The 20,008-nt window shown below is 36.0% G+C and carries 20 protein-coding genes; 15 read left to right on the top strand and 5 right to left on the bottom strand.

Going from position 1 to position 20,008, the window contains the following annotated elements; genetic code table 11:
• The first annotated feature begins 10 nt into the window (after nucleotides 1-10).
• The 3 genes from mce to J2Z81_RS01900 all read left to right on the top strand — a co-directional run bounded on the left by mce (nucleotide 11) and on the right by J2Z81_RS01900 (nucleotide 3,431).
• Nucleotides 11-841: a methylmalonyl-CoA epimerase gene (gene mce / locus J2Z81_RS01910; RefSeq protein ID WP_029270997.1), complete on the top strand. Its 831-nt coding sequence runs from the start codon at nucleotides 11-13 to the stop codon at nucleotides 839-841.
• 64 nt (nucleotides 842-905) lie between these two features.
• Nucleotides 906-2,030: a M20/M25/M40 family metallo-hydrolase gene (locus J2Z81_RS01905; protein WP_029270999.1), complete on the top strand. Its 1,125-nt coding sequence runs from the start codon at nucleotides 906-908 to the stop codon at nucleotides 2,028-2,030.
• A gap of 153 nt (nucleotides 2,031-2,183) precedes the next feature.
• Entirely contained in the window at nucleotides 2,184-3,431 is a 1,248-nt protein-coding gene (locus J2Z81_RS01900; protein ID WP_226370599.1) for a DNA polymerase IV, read from the top strand.
• A 49-nt stretch (nucleotides 3,432-3,480) separates the two neighbouring features.
• Here J2Z81_RS01900 and J2Z81_RS01895 read toward each other — a convergent pair whose 3' ends face one another.
• Genes J2Z81_RS01895 through J2Z81_RS01880 form a run of 4 tightly spaced genes read right to left on the bottom strand, consistent with a single transcriptional unit; the run spans nucleotide 3,481 to nucleotide 7,596 of the window.
• Nucleotides 3,481-4,851: an aldehyde dehydrogenase gene (locus J2Z81_RS01895; protein ID WP_226370598.1), complete on the bottom strand. Its 1,371-nt coding sequence runs from the start codon at nucleotides 4,849-4,851 to the stop codon at nucleotides 3,481-3,483.
• A 14-nt stretch (nucleotides 4,852-4,865) separates the two neighbouring features.
• On the bottom strand, nucleotides 4,866-5,792 hold the full coding sequence (gene rnz / locus J2Z81_RS01890) for a ribonuclease Z (protein WP_029266596.1): 927 nt from the start codon (nucleotides 5,790-5,792) through the stop codon (nucleotides 4,866-4,868).
• A gap of 24 nt (nucleotides 5,793-5,816) precedes the next feature.
• Nucleotides 5,817-6,836: an NADPH dehydrogenase NamA gene (gene namA, locus J2Z81_RS01885; RefSeq protein ID WP_226370597.1), complete on the bottom strand. Its 1,020-nt coding sequence runs from the start codon at nucleotides 6,834-6,836 to the stop codon at nucleotides 5,817-5,819.
• Between the two features lie 22 nt (nucleotides 6,837-6,858).
• Nucleotides 6,859-7,596: a glycerophosphodiester phosphodiesterase gene (locus J2Z81_RS01880; RefSeq protein WP_029266600.1), complete on the bottom strand. Its 738-nt coding sequence runs from the start codon at nucleotides 7,594-7,596 to the stop codon at nucleotides 6,859-6,861.
• 124 nt (nucleotides 7,597-7,720) lie between these two features.
• Here J2Z81_RS01880 and J2Z81_RS01875 point away from each other — a divergent pair, with 124 nt between their 5' ends.
• The 3 genes from J2Z81_RS01875 to J2Z81_RS01865 all read left to right on the top strand — a co-directional run bounded on the left by J2Z81_RS01875 (nucleotide 7,721) and on the right by J2Z81_RS01865 (nucleotide 11,010).
• Nucleotides 7,721-8,686 carry an MBL fold metallo-hydrolase gene (locus tag J2Z81_RS01875; protein ID WP_029266602.1) on the top strand — a complete coding sequence of 322 codons (966 nt, stop codon included), beginning with the start codon at nucleotides 7,721-7,723 and terminating at the stop codon, nucleotides 8,684-8,686.
• Complete coding sequence (locus J2Z81_RS01870) at nucleotides 8,676-9,470, top strand: SDR family NAD(P)-dependent oxidoreductase (protein WP_319023816.1); 795 nt, start codon at nucleotides 8,676-8,678, stop codon at nucleotides 9,468-9,470. The genes J2Z81_RS01875 and J2Z81_RS01870 overlap by 11 nt, the downstream gene beginning before the upstream one ends.
• 268 nt (nucleotides 9,471-9,738) lie before the next feature.
• Complete coding sequence (locus J2Z81_RS01865; RefSeq protein ID WP_029266606.1) at nucleotides 9,739-11,010, top strand: Y-family DNA polymerase; 1,272 nt, start codon at nucleotides 9,739-9,741, stop codon at nucleotides 11,008-11,010.
• A gap of 67 nt (nucleotides 11,011-11,077) precedes the next feature.
• Here J2Z81_RS01865 and J2Z81_RS01860 read toward each other — a convergent pair whose 3' ends face one another.
• On the bottom strand, nucleotides 11,078-11,995 hold the full coding sequence (locus tag J2Z81_RS01860; protein WP_029266608.1) for an aldo/keto reductase: 918 nt from the start codon (nucleotides 11,993-11,995) through the stop codon (nucleotides 11,078-11,080).
• A gap of 135 nt (nucleotides 11,996-12,130) precedes the next feature.
• Between J2Z81_RS01860 and J2Z81_RS01855 the strand changes: the two genes are divergently transcribed.
• From J2Z81_RS01855 to J2Z81_RS01815, 9 genes are all read left to right on the top strand, one after another.
• A complete protein-coding gene (locus J2Z81_RS01855) occupies nucleotides 12,131-12,685 on the top strand; it encodes an NUDIX hydrolase (protein WP_029266610.1) in 555 nt (184 codons plus the stop codon).
• On the top strand, nucleotides 12,679-13,848 hold the full coding sequence (locus J2Z81_RS01850; RefSeq protein ID WP_029266612.1) for an endonuclease Q family protein: 1,170 nt from the start codon (nucleotides 12,679-12,681) through the stop codon (nucleotides 13,846-13,848). The genes J2Z81_RS01855 and J2Z81_RS01850 overlap by 7 nt, the downstream gene beginning before the upstream one ends.
• Before the next feature lie 113 nt (nucleotides 13,849-13,961).
• A complete protein-coding gene (gene spoIIM, locus J2Z81_RS01845) occupies nucleotides 13,962-14,597 on the top strand; it encodes a stage II sporulation protein M (protein ID WP_226370595.1) in 636 nt (211 codons plus the stop codon).
• Between the two features lie 114 nt (nucleotides 14,598-14,711).
• Nucleotides 14,712-15,164: a ferric iron uptake transcriptional regulator gene (gene fur, locus J2Z81_RS01840; protein ID WP_029266616.1), complete on the top strand. Its 453-nt coding sequence runs from the start codon at nucleotides 14,712-14,714 to the stop codon at nucleotides 15,162-15,164.
• A 191-nt stretch (nucleotides 15,165-15,355) separates the two neighbouring features.
• Entirely contained in the window at nucleotides 15,356-15,562 is a 207-nt protein-coding gene (locus J2Z81_RS01835; RefSeq protein ID WP_029266618.1) for a YqzK family protein, read from the top strand.
• A gap of 3 nt (nucleotides 15,563-15,565) precedes the next feature.
• Nucleotides 15,566-16,459 (top strand): site-specific tyrosine recombinase XerD, encoded by an 894-nt coding sequence (gene xerD / locus J2Z81_RS01830; RefSeq protein WP_226370594.1) that lies wholly within the window; start codon nucleotides 15,566-15,568, stop codon nucleotides 16,457-16,459.
• A 100-nt stretch (nucleotides 16,460-16,559) separates the two neighbouring features.
• Nucleotides 16,560-17,738, top strand: coding sequence for a phosphopentomutase (gene deoB, locus J2Z81_RS01825; RefSeq protein ID WP_226370593.1), 1,179 nt, complete (start codon nucleotides 16,560-16,562; stop codon nucleotides 17,736-17,738).
• Between the two features lie 16 nt (nucleotides 17,739-17,754).
• A complete protein-coding gene (locus J2Z81_RS01820) occupies nucleotides 17,755-18,576 on the top strand; it encodes a purine-nucleoside phosphorylase (RefSeq protein WP_226370592.1) in 822 nt (273 codons plus the stop codon).
• Nucleotides 18,577-18,595: 19 nt separating this feature from the next.
• Nucleotides 18,596-19,903, top strand: coding sequence for a pyrimidine-nucleoside phosphorylase (locus tag J2Z81_RS01815; RefSeq protein WP_029266626.1), 1,308 nt, complete (start codon nucleotides 18,596-18,598; stop codon nucleotides 19,901-19,903).
• The last annotated feature ends 105 nt before the right edge of the window (nucleotides 19,904-20,008 follow it).

The raw sequence follows: 20,008 nt of genomic DNA, 5'->3' as shown, positions 1-20,008 counted from the left end.
GAAGATACAGATGGAACGAAAAATAAGAATGTTGATAACAGAACTTGATTCAAGCAGATATCATCAAAAGGTACTAAACATTTCACAGGAACTTCATAATCTAGGAATCGAAATTATTTGCCCGGGACTTCCCCAATCCCCTGTACAAGTTGCACAAACATCCGTACAAGAGAATGTAGATATAATAGGACTTTTTTCTTTTTCAGGTGATCATAATACATTGTTTCCTAAAATCATCGACACATTAAAAGAAGGAAGTGCGGGTGATGTTCCTATTATCGGTGGAGGCAAAATACCTAGAGAAGATATCCCTTTTTTAATTGGGAAAGGGATCAAAAAAGTATTTACAAGGACTTCAGCCACAGTTCTATCCCAATATATTCAAGATTTACTTAAATCCGAAGAAGATCCATTACCAAAGCCTCAAAACATCGCACACATTGGAATAGCTGTAAAAGAACTTGATCATGCACTATCCTTTTACACCGAATCTTTAGGTTTAGAATTAGAAAAAGTGGAAAATGTGGAGTCCGAAGGTGTAAAAATTGCATTCTTAAAAATTGGGGATTCCCGCTTTGAATTAATGGAACCATTCAACAAATCTTCTCCCATCCAACGATTTATAGATAATAAAGGGGAAGGCATACATCACATCGCTTTAGCAGTCAGCAATGTTAACAAGCGATTGCATCAATTAAAAACAGAAGGTATTCAGTTAATTGATAATGAACCAAAATGCGGGGCAGACCAAAGTCAAATCGCATTTATTCATCCGCATAGTACAAATGGGGTACTTTTTGAACTATGCCAACAAGTAGAAGCAGAACATAAATATAATTAGAATACGATACATCACAAAATATTCATAAAACAGGAAAACATGCTATTTTTGGAGGTTAATAAAAATGATTACAGTAAATAAAGAGCGTTTAGTGAATGAATTTATAGAACTGGTACAAATTGATTCTGAAACAAAACATGAACAAGAAATTTCCAAGGTTTTAAAACAGAAATTTAGTGACTTGGGACTAGAGGTCATTGAAGATACAAGCAAGGAAAAAACTGGACATGGTTCTGGGAATTTAATTTGCACATTAAAAGGACCAGATCAAGAAGCTAATACAATTTATTTTACTTCTCATATGGATACTGTGGTACCAGGACAAGGAATCAAGCCATCAATTAAAGATGGCTATATTGTATCAGATGGAACAACCATTCTTGGAGCAGATGACAAAGCAGGACTAGCAGCAATCCTTGAGTCAATTCGTATTCTACAAGAAAAAGAACTAAAACATGGCGATGTTCAATTTGTTATTACTGCCGGGGAAGAATCTGGTTTAGTCGGAGCAAAAGCGCTTGAACCCTCCTATTTAAAAGCAAAATATGGATATGCGATTGATAGTAATGGGGAGGTTGGTGATATTATTGTTGCTGCTCCGACACAAGCAAAACTTTTTGCTACAATAAAAGGGAAAACTGCACATGCAGGAGTGGCACCAGAAAAAGGAGTATCAGCTATCACACTCGCAGCAAAAGCAATTTCTAAAATGCCACTAGGCCGAATTGACGAGGAAACTACTGCGAATATTGGCCGTTTTGAAGGCGGTCAGCAAACGAACATTGTCTGTGACTATGTCGAAATCCTAGCTGAGGCCAGGTCATTAGATCCTGAAAAAATGGAAGAACAAGTTAAAAAAATGAAACAGGCATTCGAATCAACTGCACAGGAATTCGGAGGCACTGCAGAAGTTGATGTTAAAGTTATGTATCCTGGGTTTAAACATAAAGCTGGGGATGAAGTAGTTGAAATTGCCCGAAGTGCTGCAAAAACGATTGGACGTGAAAGTAAATTACTTGAAAGTGGCGGAGGAAGTGATGCCAATGTAATAGCCGGACTTGGGATTCCGACCGTTAATCTGGCTGTAGGATATGAAGAAATTCATACAACGAATGAGCGGATTGCAGTGGAAGATTTAGTAAAAGTAACTGAATTTGTAACAGCAATTATACAGGAAGCGGCAAAATAAAAGAAAGACGCTATCAGATTAAGGTCAGCATCCCTTTACAAGAAGGTGTGCTGACCCTTTTGATATAACTCCTTAATTACAGCTATCAATCACGAAAACGATTATATATGGTAAAATAGATATAACAACAGTTGTTCGCAGGAGGGAGATAAAATGTCTAATTGGTATCCAAAAAAGGGACGAGTCATTTTTCATATTGATATGAACTGTTTTTATGCATCTGTAGAAATGGCATATAATCCAAAACTAAAAGGGAAACCTCTTGCTATAGCCGGCAATCCCGAAGAGCGAAAAGGTATTGTTGTTACTAGTAGTTATGAAGCTAGAGAGAAGGGAGTTAAAACAACGATGCCCGTATGGCAAGCGAGAAAATTATGTCCCTCTCTAATTATAATGCACCCAAATTTTGACCGTTATCGTACAGCTTCCGCAGAAATGTTTAAAATGCTGACTGATATCACACCAATTATCCAACCAGTTTCGATCGATGAAGGATATATTGATATCACGGAATGTAAACACCTTGGAAATCCAATTGAAATTGCACAAAACCTGCAAAATAGAATTTTAAAGGAACTTGATTTGCCTTGCAGTATCGGCATAGCTCCAAATAAATTTTTAGCTAAAATGGCATCTGATATGAAAAAACCTTTAGGAATGACAGTACTTAGAAAAAGAGATTTGCCTTATAAACTATGGCCATTGCCTATAGAGAAAATGTATGGAGTTGGAAAAAAAACAGCAGAAAAACTCCAGGCTATTGATATCACAACCATCGGTAAACTTGCTCACGCTAATGTTTATCAGCTGAGACAAATACTAGGAATTAACGGGGAACGATTAAAAAATAGAGCAAATGGAATTGACCATCGCATTGTCGATCCAGAGGCTGTAAATGAATTTAAAAGTATTGGAAGCTCTCAAACGCTACCTGAAGACACAACAAATGAAGCTGATATAAGGCAACTTCTACATCTTCTTGCGGAAAATGTAGAACGGAGACTGAAACGTAAGCAAGCAGCAGGAAGAAACGTCCAAATCATGATCAAATATTACGATCATAAGACAATAACACGCAGTAGGAAACTTCCATACTATATAGATAAAAAAGCTGATATCCTCATGATCGCAAAAGAATTATTTATTCAACACTGGAATTCAGAGCCCATCCGCCTCTTAGGTATAACTGTCCAAGAAGTGGAAGAGAAACAGTATATTGCACAGCAGCTAGATATATTTACGTATGAGAAAGAAGCTGAAAAAGAAAAGTTATATAACGTAATTGATCGCTTATCCCAAAAATATGGAAAAAACCCATTTAAACAAATGCACGGTACGAACATAGACGATCAACCCCATACCAGTTTTCAAAAGGACTTTTTAAATGATTATAAACAATAAGAAGCCCTCTTTTTCGTGTACTACAGAGGGCTTCCTGGATAATTTTTCATCATTTAATCACTTTTTTTACGATCGACTGGGCTACTGAACTTCCGGGATAACGAAAGGGTAAGTCAAATTTTGTTGTTTGTTTCATAATACTTTTTCTATGTGAAAACGTATCAAAGCCATATTGGCCATGGTACGCTCCCATACCACTAGAACCAACCCCACCAAATGGGAGGTGTGGATTAGCTAAATGATAGAGGGTGTCATTTATACTTCCTCCGCCAAATGGTACATATTCAATGACTTGCTGCTGTGTTTTTTCATCTTCTCCAAAATAATATAGTGCAAGTGGTTTGTCCATACTTCTAATTTGCGCTAGCGCATCTTCCAGGTACGTGTAGCTTAATACAGGGAGGATCGGACCAAATATTTCTTCTTGCATGATAGGGTCTTCCCAAGTAATTTTATCCAAAATAGTCGGTTCTATGGTTAACATGTCTCTGTTTACATTACCGCCGTGCAGAACTGTCCCCTTGGATAAAAACCTCTCTAGCCTTTCGAAGTGACTATGATTAATAATTCGAGTATAATCATTATTCTTTAAAGGGCTTTTTCCATAAAAGGATTTAATATGTTTTTTCATTGCTTTTAGTAACCTAAATTTTACTTTTTCGTGTACATATAAGTAATCTGGAGCAACACAAGTTTGACCAGCATTCGTAAATTTCCCCCATACAATTCGTTTCGCTGCAAAGTTAATGTTTGCATCTTTATCTACTATAGCCGGACTTTTCCCCCCGAGTTCTAATGTAACAGGGGTAAGGTGCTCACTGGCTTGTTTCATTACACTTTTACCAACCTTTGTGCTTCCAGTAAAAAAGATATAATCGAATTTTTGATTTAATAAGTATTGGCTGGTCTCTTTATCTCCTTCGATTACCGAGAAAAATGAACCATCAAAAGTTGATCTAATCATTTCAGCAAGTAAGGCTGAGGTAGATTGAGCAAATTCAGATGGTTTTAATATAACACAGTTCCCTGCTGCGATTGCTCCGATTACTGGTGCAATCGCTAATTGCAATGGATAATTCCATGGTGAAATTACCAAAGTGACACCAAAAGGTTCCCTTAATATATAGTTCTTTGTCCCTTTGTGTGTCATCGGGGATGCAACTTTTTCTGGCTCCATCCACCTTTGCAGATTTTTAAGTACGAAGTCAATTTCGGTATAAAGAACACCTAATTCTGTGGTGAGTGTTTCATGTTCAGATTTATTTAAATCCTCTTTTAATGCATGATAAATATTCGTTTCATTTTCTTTCAACATTTCTTTTAATTTCTGCAGCTGATCCCTGCGAAAGGAATAAGATAAGGTATTCCCATTTGAAAAGTAAGCTCGCTGATTTGCAACTAAAACTTTGGTTTGTTCCATCTAAATCACTCTCCCTAATGTTCAGCCCGTACGACCATATGAGAAAAATCATTTGCAAGTTCAGTGTTTGAAAATATGGCCTTTGCTTCATTTAATAACAAGAGATTATCCTCATTCTGATAACGTGATGAAATATGTGTTAAAATTAGTTTTTTAACTGCAGCTTTCTTGGCTAAAACAGCTGCCTGTGTTGTTGTTGAATGAAAATATTGTTCTGCCAATGCTTTTTTTTCATGATCAAACGTCGCTTCATGTATAAGTACATCGGAATGTTTTACGAAATTTGCATGTTGTTCCGTAAACCGTGTATCCCCGAGAATGGAAAGAATCCTGCCTTTTTTTTCTTTACCTAGAAAATGATCTCGATAAAGCTTTTCTCCATTTGATAAAGTAATCATGTCATTTTCTTTAATTTGTTTGTAAATAGGCCCAGGTGGTATACCAATTGCTTTTAATTGATCAACTAATAATTCTCCGGGTTTATTTTTTTCCACGATGCGATATCCATAGCTAGGGATACCGTGATTTAATTTTTTGCAGTAAACTGTAAAATGTTCTTCATCAAAGAGCTGACCTTCTTTAATTTCTTTAATCGACAAAGGATAGGCAAGATGCGTTTGACTTACCTGAAGGCTCATTTCAATATACTCCTTTATCCCAGGTGGGCCATAAACAGTTAATAGATCGTTTCCACCTTGAAAGGAGCGGCTGCTGAGTAGACCCGGTAATCCAAATATATGATCCCCGTGCATATGCGTAATGAAAATTTTATTTATTTTTCTTGGTTTTATTGTTGTATGCAGTATTTGATGCTGCGTAGCTTCTCCGCAATCAAATAACCATATACTATTTAATTCTTGTAATAAGGTTAAAGCAACAGCTGATACATTCCTTTCCTTCGAAGGGACACCAGCACCGGTTCCGAGGAAAATTAATTCCATAAACACACACCTCCCTCGCTTTATCTACTTCCAGCCGCGTATATATTGTTTCGGTGCTTCAATCTGATATCTTATTTCCTCTGCAGCAACTCTCGCCCAGTATGGATTCCTGAGTAAAGTTCTCCCGATAAAAATAAGATCTGCACGTTCATTTTGTAATATTTCTTCCGCTTGAGGACCATTAATGATTAATCCAACTGCACCTGTAGCTATTGATGTTTCCTTTTTAATAGTCTCACAGCGTTTAACCTGATAGCCTGGGTAAGGCTTAATTGATATAGGAACAACGCCACCCGAACTGCAATCGATTAAATCCACTCCAAGCGCTTTTAATTGATTCGCAAAATACAAATAATCTTCTAGTGTATTTCCCGCTTCATGATATTCATCAGTGGAAAGTCGAATAAAAAGTGGCCTTTCACCCCATTCGGAATAAACTGCTGCAATGATTTCCCGCAAAAAGCGAAAACGATTTTCGCGATTACCTCCATATGCATCTGTCCGTTTATTGGTTAACGGGGATAAAAATTGACTGATTAAATAGCCATGTGCTCCGTGCAGTTCAATTATATCAAAATTTGCTTGTCTAGCTCTCCTTGCACCATTTTTAAATGCCTCAACTGTATTTTCAATATCTCCTGTAGTCATTTCAACAGGTGTTTTATATGATTCATCGAACGCCAAAGGGGAGGGAGCATATATATCTGAATCCACTTCCGCCTTTCTTCCAGCATGTGCAAGTTGAATTCCTGTCTTCGCCCCATATGTATGAATTTGCTCGTTAAGTTTTTTTAATCCTTCCACATGTCCATCATTCCAAATACCAAGGTCTTGAGGGGAAATTCTCCCTTCTGGCTGCACAGCTGTTGCCTCTGTAATAATTAGTCCAACTTGGCCAACAGCGCGCGAAACATAGTGCGTCATATGGAAAGGTGTTATTTTTCCATCTCTTTGTTCACATGAATACATACACATTGGTGACATAACGATGCGATTTTTAAGTGATACTCCTTTAAACTCAATCGTTGAAAAAAGCTTCCTCATCTAAATCCTCCTATCATAACCATTATTGCGACTGAACGAGATTTCGATACTTTAGCGCTTTATCAGGCACGTCCGTAAAGATCCCATCACATCCACTCATGTAACAGCGTATCATTCGCCTTCGTTTATTAACAGTATACACACGAATTGAAATATTTTCTTCTTTACATTGTTTAACGAGTTTTGGTCTCAGCAATGAATATTTAATATGTAGAGCATTTGCTCCTAATTCTTTTGCATATGGGATGATATTTTTATTACGCTTGGATGTTAACAACGCTATTTCCTTTGCTTGGTAAGAACTGCTCATACGTTTTATACTGTTCGGATTAAATGTAGACATAATGGTACGATCCAATAACTGATAATACGCAACCTGCTCATAAACAATAGATTCTAGATGCTCATAATCTATTTTATTATTTTTTAATTCGATATTTAAATATAAAGATTTCGATTGTATCCACTGCAAGAATTCTTCTAATGATAAAATAGATGCACCCGTAAACTTACTTGAAAACCATGATCCAGCGTCGAGCATTTTCAATTGATCCCATGTTAAATCTTTAACATAACCGGTTCCATCTGTTGTTCGCTTTAAATGCTCATCATGAATTAAAACAGGAACATGATCTTTTGTTAGTTGCACATCCGTTTCAATACCATCAGCGCCGAGCTCATATGCAAGTTTAAAGGCTTCCATTGTGTTTTCTGGGGCCTGTTTACTAGCACCTCGATGAGCAAAAACTTTGGTAAACATTGTCTCACCTCATGTTTGATTGTGTTTTAATTTCTAATAAAAGTCAATTTTTACTGACATTTATTAAGAAAAGAGTTAGAATATATATACTGAATAATGATTCATTTTTTGGAGGTTTTCATCTATGAAAATTTTAGATAAAGCGATTCATCAACTAACCATTCCCACCCCTTTTGCAGTGGGAGATGTGCATATGTACCTTATTAAAGGGGACGTATTATCCTTAGTTGATGCGGGGGTAAAAACGAAGGAAGCATGGGAAACATTGCAATCACAATTAAAAGATTTAGGTTATTACCCCAATGATATTGAACAAATTATTTTAACGCATCATCACCCTGACCATATAGGCTTAATTGAACAATTTCCACGAGCCCAGCATATTATTGCTCATAAAAATGTAGATCCATGGATCATAAGAAATGAGCAATTTTTCAAGCACCATGAACACTTTTTCAAGAAATTCTTTAACGCATGTGGAATCCCCAGCCATTTTGACAATGTTTTAAAAGAGATGCGAAAATCATTACAATATGCTGGTGCAGGAAAGGTGACTAAAGCAATAAATGAAGGGGATCTGCTTCCAGGTCATAAAGACTGGAAAGTTATTGAAACAAAAGGGCATGCACAAAGTCATTTATCTTTTTTTAGAAAAAATGATGGTACTTTTATTGGCGGTGATCATTTATTACACCATATATCATCAAATCCAATATTAGAACCGCCGTATGCTGGTGAAACAGAGCGCACTAAGCCTTTATTGCAGTACCGGGATAATCTAAAAAAATGTCTCTCTCTTGGAATTAAAACAGTACTTCCAGGTCATGGTAAATCTTTTTCAGATGTTGAAGCTTTAATTCCAGCTCGATTACAAAGTCAAGAGCAGCGAGCAAACAAAGTACATTCGCTATTACGAACAGAAGGAATCTTAACACCATTTCAAATATGTCAACATCTCTTTCCAAAACATTATGTAACCCAACTTGATTTAACAATGTCTGAAACAATAGGCCAGCTTGACTTCCTTGAACAACAAAATAAAGTAGATCAATTGGTAGAAGATGGTGTACACTTCTATCGTGCAAAATAGACTAATAAACAAAAAAGTAATCGTGACTGGGGCTTCAAGTGGGATTGGAAAAGAATTGGTATGGCATATTGCCCGCTGCGGCGGCATACCAATAATGCTTGCCCGCTCAATTGAGCAATTAAACAATCAACGACAAATGCTGAAGCAATCCTTCGGAATAATAGGCTACGTCTATCAAGTTGACTTACAAAATAATGAAGAACGAGAAAGAACAATAGAACAAATACTAAAAGAACATGAACAAATCCATGGATTAATTAACAATGCTGGAGCAGGTATATTTGAATTTGTAAAAGATACGAAGCAAGAAGATATTGATCGGATGTTTCAGTTAAACCTATTCGCGCTCATCCATCTGACAAAACGTTTCCTTCTCCATTTTTCATATTACCAAAGCGGGCATATTGTAAATGTAGCTTCTCAAGCCGGGAAAATAGCCACACCTAAGTCTGCTGTTTATGCTTCAACAAAACACGCTGTCTTAGGGTTTACAAATGCGCTTCGCTTAGAAGTTAAAAAAGAAGGTATATCCGTAACGGCAGTTAACCTTGGCCCCGTTCGTACAAATTTTTTTACTGCGGCAGATCCAGATGGTATCTACCAAAAAAATGTTGGACGCTTGATGCTGGAACCTGATGATGTAGCACAAAAAATAATTCGTCATTTATTTACGAACAAAAGGGAAATCAATTTGCCGAGCTGGATGGAAATAGGAAGCAAATTATACCATATTTTCCCAAGAACAGCAGAACGTTTATTAAAGAGGCAATTTAACAAAAAATAAATAAACGAGGATACGTAATATTTTGACCGTTATAAAATACTAAAGTTTAACAAAAATACACAGCTTGATGATTAATTTTAAAATCATTAACCATCAAGCTTATTTGTCATGTCCAAATTCCCAATAAAAATAGTATTAAATTTTGTCGCTAGCACTATTGACTTTATATAGTTAGTCTCATTTGTATTTCATTTTCATGCAACTGGAAGATTTTACCCTGGATAAAGAACAAATATTCGCATATGATAGGGGGAAGGGAGGTAACGGGATGCACCCTCAAATTGATTCCAGGACTTTAAAGAACAAAAACATTTTATGTGTTGATATGAAAAGTTTTTATGCTAGTTGTGCAGCGCTTGCTAGGGGATTGGATCCACTAACAACCCGTCTTGCGGTTGTAGCTGACTTAAACCGGCGTGGAAGTGTTGTATTGGCAGCAACCCCAGCATTAAAGCGGGATTTTGGTATTCGTACTGGAAGCAGACTTTTTGAAATACCTGATCATGAAACCATTATAAAAGTATCCGCACAAATGAATTTATATTTGGAAGTTTCTACGGAAGTCACACGCTTGTTTAATAAATATGTACCAAAAGAAGCGATCCACACGTACAGTATTGATGAAAGTTTCCTAGAAGTAGATGGTACAAATAAGCTTTGGGGAAGTGCTGAAAAGGTAGCTGTACTTATTTTATCAGAACTAAAAGATACATTTGGGCTTACTGCAGCAATTGGTATTGGACCGAATATGCTAATCGCAAAGTTATGTCTTGATTTAGAAGCGAAAAAATTAGGGATTGCCCGCTGGGATTACGAAGATATCCCTAAAAAATTATGGCCTATTTCTCCATTATCACAAATGTGGGGAATCGGATCGCGTTTAGAGAAAAGATTAAATCGCATGGGGATTACGACAATTGGACAACTTGCTAATTATTCTTTAAAGCGTCTAGAGAAAACATTTGGTGTGATGGGAAATCAATTATATTATCATGCAAACGGCATTGATTTGTCAGAACTTGGAGCTCCCATTTTACACGGGCAGATCAGTTACGGGAAAAGTCAAATTTTACTCCGTGATTATCATCAGCCAAAAGATATTGCCTGCGTTATCCTCGAAATGTGTGAGGAGGTTGGAAAAAGAGCGCGTTCTGATCATAAAGCCGGAAGAACAATCCATCTTGGAATAGGCTATAGCAAAAATGAAGGCGGGGGAGGGTTTCATCGCTCCATCACACTTGAAAATCCAACTAATATTACCATGGAAATTTTTCATGCTTGCATGCATTTATTCCATACGTTTTACACGCAAAAAACCGTCCGAAAAATTTCTATTTCGTTAGCAACTATTTGTTCAGACGAATATATTCAGTTAAGCCTATTTGAAAAGAACCGCACAGTTAAACGGAAACTCGGTTATGTAATGGATACGATTCGTGATAAATATGGAAAAGATGCCTTACTGCATGCTGTTTCTTACACAGAGGCAGGAACTGCTCTTAAGCGCAGTAAACTCGTTGGCGGTCATTATGCAAAATAGTGAATTGCTTTTCATAACACATCAAAGCAAAAAAATATAGAGCTATACGAAGACAGCTCTATACGATTTATCGATGATTCTTGTATTGAATTGGTTTGGTAATTTCTTGGATGGCTGCATATGTTTCATTTGTCAGTATGTTAGAGGGATTGTAAAGCGTATTTTCTTCAACTTGTTCCATGGAACTGGCACCAAAAACAGCAGTTGCAACTGCTGGGTGTTTAAGCACATACTTAAGAGCAAGTTCATTCATAGATGAATTTTGATGTAAGTCTGAAAGCTGATGATATATTGTATCAAGTTCATCATACTTATAATCTAAAAATCCATCTTTTCCTTTTATTTCGATCTGCTTATCTCCTTTGTTACTTAACATCCCTTTAGCAAGAGGACCCCTGGCAAGCACACGAATGTTGTTTTCATGTAATAAATCTAAAATCTCTTCCTCTGGTCGCCGGTCAAGCATATTATATTGCATCATAACTCCGTCAATGGAAGAATATTCGACATATTCGCGAATCACATTTGGACGGATCGATGATATTCCATAAGAACGAATAAGACCTTCTTGCTTCAATTCATCAAATGCTTCGATGGACTCACTAATCGGATCATCGATCGTTCCACCGTGCAGCATATAAAAATCAATGTAATCGGTTTGTAAGCGAGATAAGCTATCCTTTACCCCCTGTTTAATATGCTTTTTCGAAGGATCCCAAAACCAATCTTGATTCTCCTTATTAAAATGGTTTCCAACCTTGGTCGTTAGAATGATTTTATCGCGTTTATCTTTAATAGCTTGACCAACTATTTCTTCATTTTGTCCAAAATCATACAAATCTGCTGTATCAAGATGATTAATACCGACATCAAGCGCTTTATCAATAATTTTCTTCGCTTCTCGAGAATTTGTTCCAATAGACATGCAACCAAGTGTTAATTCCGATATATAAATGTCAGACTTTCCCAATTGGTTTCTATTCATAATATAGCCTCCGTTCTATTTTCATACACCTATTGTAAAAATTGTTATTTCAAAATACAACTGTTTCACAACGAAGACATGCTGAAACTATGTTAAAATAGATAATAATAGAATGTGAAATTAAAGGGGATCGCAATGAAAAAATTTGAAGAGAAAACAATAAAAACAAAGGAAATATACAATGGAAAGATTGTCAAACTGCAAGTAGATGACGTTACATTACCAAATGGAAAAATGTCAAAACGGGAATTAATTAAACACCCAGGTGCGGTAGCAATTATTCCCATTACAAAAGACAATAAAATTGTGTTTGTAGAACAATACCGGAAACCTTTAGAAAAATCACTTATTGAAATTCCCGCTGGCAAATTAGAAACAGGGGAAAAACCGGAAATAACTGCAATACGTGAATTAGAAGAGGAAACAGGATATACAACAAATCAACTTTCATTTGTCACCTCGTTTTATACTTCACCGGGATTTGCTGATGAACTGATGTATATTTATATTACCGATCAGCTGGAGGAGCTTAAGCATCCCGTTGCTGGCGATGATGACGAATTTGTAGAAACTTTAGAATTAACATTGGAAGAAGCAAAACAATATGTAGAAGAAGAACGTATACATGATGCAAAAACCAATTATGCTATTCTTTATTTACACGCACTGGAAAGGGTTCAATCATGCTAAATTCTTATTTTGCCGACATGCATATTCATATCGGAAGAGATATGTATAATAAACCAGTAAAAATTACAGGAGCAAAAAGTTTAACCCTTACAAATATTTTAAAAGAAGCCAGCCGAAATAAAGGAATTCATATGATCGGGGTGATAGACAGCCATGCTCCAGCAATCCAACAGGAAATAAAAAATCTGATAAAAGCTAATGATGCAGAGGAGCTTCCTGGAGGAGGAATTCGCTTTGAGCAAGTTACACTTTTATTAGGATCAGAAATCGAAGTTTATGACAACTTATGTCAAGGACCCGTTCACGTGCTATGCTACTTTCCAACGCTAGATAAAATTGAAAAATTCTCAGAATGGCTAACAACTAAAATGAAAAATATTACGCTTAGCTCGCAGCGCTTTTATGGAACAGGCAAAGAATTGCAATATAAAGTAAAAGAACTTTCCGGTATTTTTATACCTGCCCATGTTTTTACGCCTTTTAAAAGCTTATATGGAAAAGGTGTTAAAAAATCATTAAAAGAGGTGTTTGATCCTGATTTAATTGATGGGATTGAAATGGGATTGAGTTCCGATTCGACAATGGCTGATCAAATTAAAGAGTTGCATGACTATACGTATCTTTCTAATTCTGATGCCCACTCATTAGCAAAAATAGCTCGTGAATATCAGGAATTTGCTATGCAAGAGCCTTCCTTTACAGAATTCTACTGGGCTTTACATCAAGTAAATGGAAGAGAAATTATCCGCAATTTTGGAATGAATCCAAAGCTCGGTAAATACTATACAACCGTTTGTAGTAATTGTTTAGAACCTCTAACAACAGTAGAAAAACAATGTCCTTTCTGTGGCTCAACTAAAATAATCAAGGGAGTTTATGACCGAATTCGGGAATTGTCAGAGCCTAGTGCTGATAAACGAAAAAGACCCCCTTATTTGTATCAAGTACCATTAGAGTATTTACCAAAGCTAGGACCAAAAACATTTAAAAAATTATTAGATCAATTCCAAACGGAAATGAATATCATACACAACGTAAAATTAGAAGACTTGAAAGAAATAATCCCGGAAAAACTAGCAAATGCAATCATTCAAATGAGAGAAGGAAAAATACAAATTAAAGCAGGCGGGGGAGGAAAATATGGGAGTATTACTTCCTCATAAAATATTTTTTGAGAAAGAAAACTTTTAAATTTGGTATTTTTACATGGAATCCTTCATAGTTTTTAACTAGATAGGAAAATGCAAATTAAACATTCCTTGAACGGAGGATTCCAATGTATACAAAAAAAGCACTTGCAATCAATCATGTAAAAGAACACGCAACCATCTATATTTTTATGGTTATCCTATTTTTAACAGGAATTATTTTTGGGGCCATTATTGTTAATAGCATGAATTTCGTCCAGAAGCAGGATTTATTTTTTTATCTAGAACGGTTCTTTGGACAAGTATCTGATAACCAGCATATTGAAAATAAAGAAATATTAAAAGATAGTTTTTTTTATCATGCTAAATATTTATTACTTTTATTTATTCTAGGCTTGTCTGTGATTGGACTACCGGTTGTGTGGATTTTGTTGTTTTTAAAAGGTTTGGTGGTAGGCTTTTCCGTTGGATTTATCGTCAATCAACTTGGGTTAAAAGGGTTGCTGTTAGCATCTTTATCCATAGCTCCACAGAATTTTTTAATTATACCTATTTATATCATAGCAGGCAGTTTATCAATGATATTTTCCTTAACTTTAATGAAAAAGTTATTTACTCGTAAACTAACCAATTCTGTTTTTCAACCTTTTGGGCAATATATAACGGTTTTTATGTTATTATTAGTATTCGCATTGTTAGCTGCGCTTCTAGAAGCATTTGTCGCAAATGAAGCAATGTCATCTTTAATTAAATCCCTTTATTAATGATAATAATTATTATATAATAATTATTATATAAATCTTTTAATAATAATTATACTTTGACAGCTGTTTGCAGGCCACCTATAATAAAGATGGGATATGAGGGAGGGATGTACCATGGAATACCGGATTGACAGCATTAAAAAACAACTTCATGCACAGAGTTACAAATTAACGCCACAAAGGGAAGCAACAGTAAAGGTTTTATTAGAAAGGGAAGATGACCATTTAAGTGCAGAGGAAGTTTATTTGCTTGTGAAGGAGAAAGCGCCTGAAATTGGTTTAGCTACTGTTTATCGTACATTGGAATTATTATCAGGATTAAAAATTGTTGACAAAATAAACTTCGGTGACGGTGTGACCCGTTACGATCTTCGTAAAGAGGGAGCGGAACACTTCCATCACCATCTGGTATGTATCGAATGCGGCTCTGTTGAAGAAATTGTTGATGATTTACTAGTTGATGTTGAGAAAATCGTCGAAAATGAATGGGGTTTTCAAGTAAAGGATCATCGTTTAACGTTTCATGGTATTTGTAAACAATGTCAAACAGCTACAGTTAAAACATAATTGATTACTGGTGCCTTTTTTCCACTGAAAAAAGGCTTTATCATTTTATATGAAAGCATTATCATATTTTATCTTCAAACAGGATTAGGACAAACTTTTATTTTTGAAAATAGTTTTATAGTTCTATGTATAATGTTATTCTTTTTTGGCATATCTTTTAATAAAAGACTAGATAAAAGGGGATATGCTGTATGAAACGCCTAATATGGGATGCAGGTAAAGTGTTTATTATATTCATAGCATGCACATTCTTATTTTACTTTGGCTTACGTGTGATGCATACAGAATATGAACAATTTCATCGGTACGATGAACCTGAAGGACCTGCTGTTAAGGTTTTTAATACTGAAGATAGCATTGTTGATCGGTTACATTTATTTTTTCGATTAGGAGAGTAAAAAATGCTTACATATGCCTTTAATGACTTTTTTCACTATTTACAAATCGAACGGGGATTATCGGATAACACATTAGCTTCTTATAAAAGGGATTTAAAACGTTATATGCAATATATTATGAAAGTTATCCAAAAAAATACATGGGATGCTGTAAACCGAAGCGATATTATGGGGTTTTTATACATGTTAAAAGATGATGGCAAATCTTCCGCTACAATTGCCAGAGCGATTTCATCCATTCGTTTATTTCATCAATTTTTAATCCGCGAGCAACTTGTTAAACAAGACGCCAGCATACATATTGAAACACCAAAAAAAGAGAAAAAATTGCCTGATGTGCTGTCACAAAAAAATGTGGAAGCTTTACTTACAATTGATGGGGTAACTCCTTTAGAACGGCGTAATAAAGCTATGCTTGAAGTACTTTATGCTACAGGTTTGCGTGTAACTGAATTACTTACATTAGAAACTAGTGATCTCCATTTAACTATGGGGTTTGTTCGATGTGTCGGTAAAGGGGAAAAAGAAAGAATCGTTCCATTAGGAAATGTTGCTAAAGAGGCAGTGGAGACATATCTAAATCACGCAAGAAGTCACTTAGTAAAACGTAATAATAATGAAAAAATTTTATTTGTTAACCAGCATGGAAGGCCGCTAACTCGGCAAGGATTTTGGAAAATACTTAAATCAGTCGCACAGAACGCAGGGATTAAACAAAAAATAACTCCACATACACTTAGGCATTCATTTGCTACACATTTAATAGAAAATGGTGCAGATTTACGGGCGGTACAGGAAATGTTAGGTCATGCGGATATTTCTACTACTCAAATTTATACCCATGTCACAAAAGCTAGATTAAAAGAAACGTACCAGACATACCATCCTCGTGCATAATTTTCTTCCAAGCCAGTTGTCTGACATCCTACAACGTAGCAACAGCTTAAACATATTATGAAGAATTATTGGGAATAGATTATATGAGGAGGTAGAAGTAATGTGTAAATTTAATCGCATTTTTTTAATTGTAATGGATTCAGTAGGAATTGGTGAAGCACCTGATGCTCACAAGTTTAATGATAAAGGTGCAGATACACTGGGGCATATAGCTGAACATATGGGTGGTCTAAATATGCCTCATTTAGGTGAACTGGGATTAAGCAATATTAAAGAAATAAAAGGAGTAGACAAAGCGTCAACGCCAAAAGCCCACTACACTAAAATGCAAGAAGCATCTAATGGTAAAGATACGATGACAGGACACTGGGAATTGATGGGTTTAAATATCAAACAGCCATTTCGCACATTTCCCGATGGCTTTCCTTCTGAATTAATCAATGAATTAGAGAGGAAAACCGGAAGAAAAATAATTGGAAATAAACCTGCATCTGGCACTGTAATCATAGAAGAGCTTGGAGAAGAACATATACAGACAGGAGCATTAATTGTATATACTTCTGCAGATTCTGTTTTACAAATTGCTGCACATGAGGACATTGTCCCCATTGAAGAACAGTACCGGATTTGTGAGATCGCTCGTGAGTTAACCTTAGATGAAAAATATATGGTAGGACGCGTTATTGCCCGGCCCTTCGTAGGAAAACCGGGAGCCTTTAAACGCACATCAAATCGGCATGACTATGCGTTAAAACCTTTTGGACGAACTGTAATGAATGAATTAAAAGATTCAAACTATGATGTCATTGCGCTAGGAAAAATCTCCGATATTTATGATGGCGAAGGAGTTACAGAAGCCATTCGAACGGATGATAATGAAGATGGGATGACAAAACTCATTACTTCAATGGATAAAGCATTTAAAGGTTTAAATTTCTTAAATCTGGTTGATTTCGATGCTAAGTACGGACATCGCCGTGATCCTAAAGGGTATGGAACTGCATTAGAATCTTTTGACGCAAAACTTTCAGAAGTACTAAGCCGCTTAAAAGATGACGATTTACTAATCATTACCGCAGATCATGGAAACGATCCGATTCACCATGGAACAGACCACACTCGGGAATATGTTCCACTGCTTATCTATCATACACAAATGAAGGGCGGGCAAGAACTGCCAATCAGACAAACATTTGCTGATGTAGGTGCTACCATTGCGGAAAACTTCCAAATTAAGATGCCTGATTACGGTATGAGCTTTTTACAGGATATAGATTAAAGAGAGGGTGTATTAGTTGAATACAGCAGCGATAAAAGAAGCAAGTAATTTTATAAAAACGAAAATAGAGAAGTCACCAAGCCTTGGCTTAATTCTTGGATCAGGACTAGGTGTATTAGGTGATGAGATTGAAAACCCTATTAAAATTCCTTATAAAGAAATACCCCATTTTCCAGAATCAACGGTATCTGGTCATAAAGGACAATTAGTAGTTGGCACACTAAAAGGTAAGGAAGTTATTGCTATGCAAGGTCGTTTTCATTATTATGAGGGATACTCCATGCAGCAAGTAACATTTCCAGTACGGGTGATGAAATACTTAGGAATTGACTCTCTTATCGTAACAAATGCTGCAGGAGGAATAAATGTCAATTTTTCACCTGGTGATTTAATGATCATCAATGATCATATGAACAATATGGGGAATAATCCCTTAATTGGTCCAAATGACGAAACGTTAGGAGTCCGTTTTCCTGATATGTCAGAAGCCTACGACAGGGCATATATTCAACATGCAGACTCCTGTGCCAAAGAAATAGGTTTATCTGTCCAACACGGGGTATATGTAGGGAATACAGGCCCAACTTACGAAACACCTACAGAAGTTAAAATGCTTCGTACACTAGGTGGAGATGCAGTAGGAATGTCAACTGTACCTGAAGTAATAGTAGCGGCGCATGCCGGTTTACGTGTACTAGGAATCTCTTGTATTTCCAACATGGCAGCAGGTATATTAGATCAACCTTTAACACACCATGAGGTTATTGAAACAACAGAAAAAGTAAGAGAAGATTTTTTGCATTTTATTAAAACAGTTATTAATACATTACCTCAATAAACAGGGGAGGATCGGAAGAATGAGAATGTATGATATCATCGAAAAAAAACGTAATGGCCATGTACTCACTAAAAAAGAAATAGAGTATTTTATTAATGGGTATACGAACGGAGAAATTCCTGACTATCAAGTTAGTGCATTATTAATGGCTATCTACTTCCAAGACATGACTAATGATGAACGTGCAGCGCTTACCATGGCAATGGTAAATTCAGGTGATAAAATCGACCTTGCTCCAATCAAAGGAATTAAAGCCGATAAACATTCTACAGGTGGAGTCGGAGATACAACAACATTAATTTTAGCTCCTTTAGTAGCATCATTAGATGTACCTGTAGCAAAGATGAGCGGACGCGGACTTGGCCACACCGGGGGTACACTGGATAAACTAGAATCTGTACCAGGTTTCCATGTAGAAATAACAAATAAAGCATTTATTGATCTCGTTAATAAGAATAAAATTGCCATTGTTGGACAATCTGGTAATTTAACGCCTGCAGATAAGAAAATATATAGTCTTCGGGATGTTACCGCAACTGTAAATTCGATTCCCCTAATAGCAAGTTCAATTATGAGCAAAAAAATAGCATCAGGTTCAGATGCAATCGTTTTAGATGTAAAAACCGGTGCTGGCGCTTTTATGAAAGACTTAGATGATGCTAAAAATTTAGCAGATGCTATGGTTTCTATTGGAAATCATGTTGGGAGGAAGACAATGGCTGTCATTTCTGATATGAGTCAGCCACTTGGTAATGCAATAGGAAACGCATTAGAAATAGAGGAAGCAATTCGGACACTTTCAGGTAAGGGGCCAAAAGATTTAACAGAACTATGCTTAACTTTAGGTAGTCAAATGGTAGTTTTAGCTAATAAAGCAGATAATATTGAAAGTGCAAGAAAACGTTTGGAAGAAAATCTCACAAATGGAAAAGCCTTTGAAAAGTTTAAAGTTTTCCTAAAATCACAAGGCGGAGATGCACGAGTGGCCGATAACCCTGATTTACTAAACAAAGCAAAGTATAAAATAGACCTGCCAGCCCAACAATCTGGTACAGTTGCAAAACTAATTGCTGACGATATTGGTTCAGCAGCAATGATGCTCGGTGCAGGAAGAGCAACAAAAGATTCAGTCATTGACCTTGCAGTCGGTATTGTACTTCATAAAAAAATCGGCGATGACGTAAAAGAAGGAGAATCTTTATTAACAATACATGCAAACCAGGAAAAAATAGAACATGTAAAAGAAAAGTTATATGCAAGCATTGATATATCACATACACCAGTAAAAGCGCCTCCCCTCATTTATGATACAATTACAAACATGTAAATAGAAACTCCCTTTAAAAGGCATACAAATTTTTGTGTGCTTTTTTTAATTCAGTATAAAAACTCTCTCAATAGAAATGTTACGAGTTATAAAAAAAGCAAAACA

Source organism: Virgibacillus alimentarius (genome assembly GCF_017874635.1).
GTDB classification, from domain to species: Bacteria; Bacillota; Bacilli; order Bacillales; family Amphibacillaceae; genus Virgibacillus_B; species Virgibacillus_B alimentarius.
This window is presented reverse-complemented; position numbering and strand designations above follow the sequence as displayed.

Excerpts from the sequence above, each read along its gene's own strand:
- J2Z81_RS01875 (WP_029266602.1), top strand. The coding sequence starts at position 7,721 with ATGAAAATTTTAGATAAAGCGATTCATCAACTAACCATTCCCACCCCT.
- J2Z81_RS01880 (WP_029266600.1), bottom strand. The coding sequence starts at position 7,596 with ATGTTTACCAAAGTTTTTGCTCATCGAGGTGCTAGTAAACAGGCCCCA.
- fur (WP_029266616.1), top strand. The coding sequence starts at position 14,712 with ATGGAATACCGGATTGACAGCATTAAAAAACAACTTCATGCACAGAGT.
- xerD (WP_226370594.1), top strand. The coding sequence starts at position 15,566 with ATGCTTACATATGCCTTTAATGACTTTTTTCACTATTTACAAATCGAA.
- namA (WP_226370597.1), bottom strand. The coding sequence starts at position 6,836 with ATGAGGAAGCTTTTTTCAACGATTGAGTTTAAAGGAGTATCACTTAAA.
- deoB (WP_226370593.1), top strand. The coding sequence starts at position 16,560 with ATGTGTAAATTTAATCGCATTTTTTTAATTGTAATGGATTCAGTAGGA.
- rnz (WP_029266596.1), bottom strand. The coding sequence starts at position 5,792 with ATGGAATTAATTTTCCTCGGAACCGGTGCTGGTGTCCCTTCGAAGGAA.
- J2Z81_RS01855 (WP_029266610.1), top strand. The coding sequence starts at position 12,131 with ATGAAAAAATTTGAAGAGAAAACAATAAAAACAAAGGAAATATACAAT.
- J2Z81_RS01860 (WP_029266608.1), bottom strand. The coding sequence starts at position 11,995 with ATGAATAGAAACCAATTGGGAAAGTCTGACATTTATATATCGGAATTA.
- J2Z81_RS01905 (WP_029270999.1), top strand. The coding sequence starts at position 906 with ATGATTACAGTAAATAAAGAGCGTTTAGTGAATGAATTTATAGAACTG.
- J2Z81_RS01850 (WP_029266612.1), top strand. The coding sequence starts at position 12,679 with ATGCTAAATTCTTATTTTGCCGACATGCATATTCATATCGGAAGAGAT.
- spoIIM (WP_226370595.1), top strand. The coding sequence starts at position 13,962 with ATGTATACAAAAAAAGCACTTGCAATCAATCATGTAAAAGAACACGCA.
- J2Z81_RS01865 (WP_029266606.1), top strand. The coding sequence starts at position 9,739 with ATGCACCCTCAAATTGATTCCAGGACTTTAAAGAACAAAAACATTTTA.
- J2Z81_RS01900 (WP_226370599.1), top strand. The coding sequence starts at position 2,184 with ATGTCTAATTGGTATCCAAAAAAGGGACGAGTCATTTTTCATATTGAT.
- J2Z81_RS01835 (WP_029266618.1), top strand. The coding sequence starts at position 15,356 with ATGAAACGCCTAATATGGGATGCAGGTAAAGTGTTTATTATATTCATA.
- J2Z81_RS01815 (WP_029266626.1), top strand. The coding sequence starts at position 18,596 with ATGAGAATGTATGATATCATCGAAAAAAAACGTAATGGCCATGTACTC.
- J2Z81_RS01895 (WP_226370598.1), bottom strand. The coding sequence starts at position 4,851 with ATGGAACAAACCAAAGTTTTAGTTGCAAATCAGCGAGCTTACTTTTCA.
- mce (WP_029270997.1), top strand. The coding sequence starts at position 11 with ATGGAACGAAAAATAAGAATGTTGATAACAGAACTTGATTCAAGCAGA.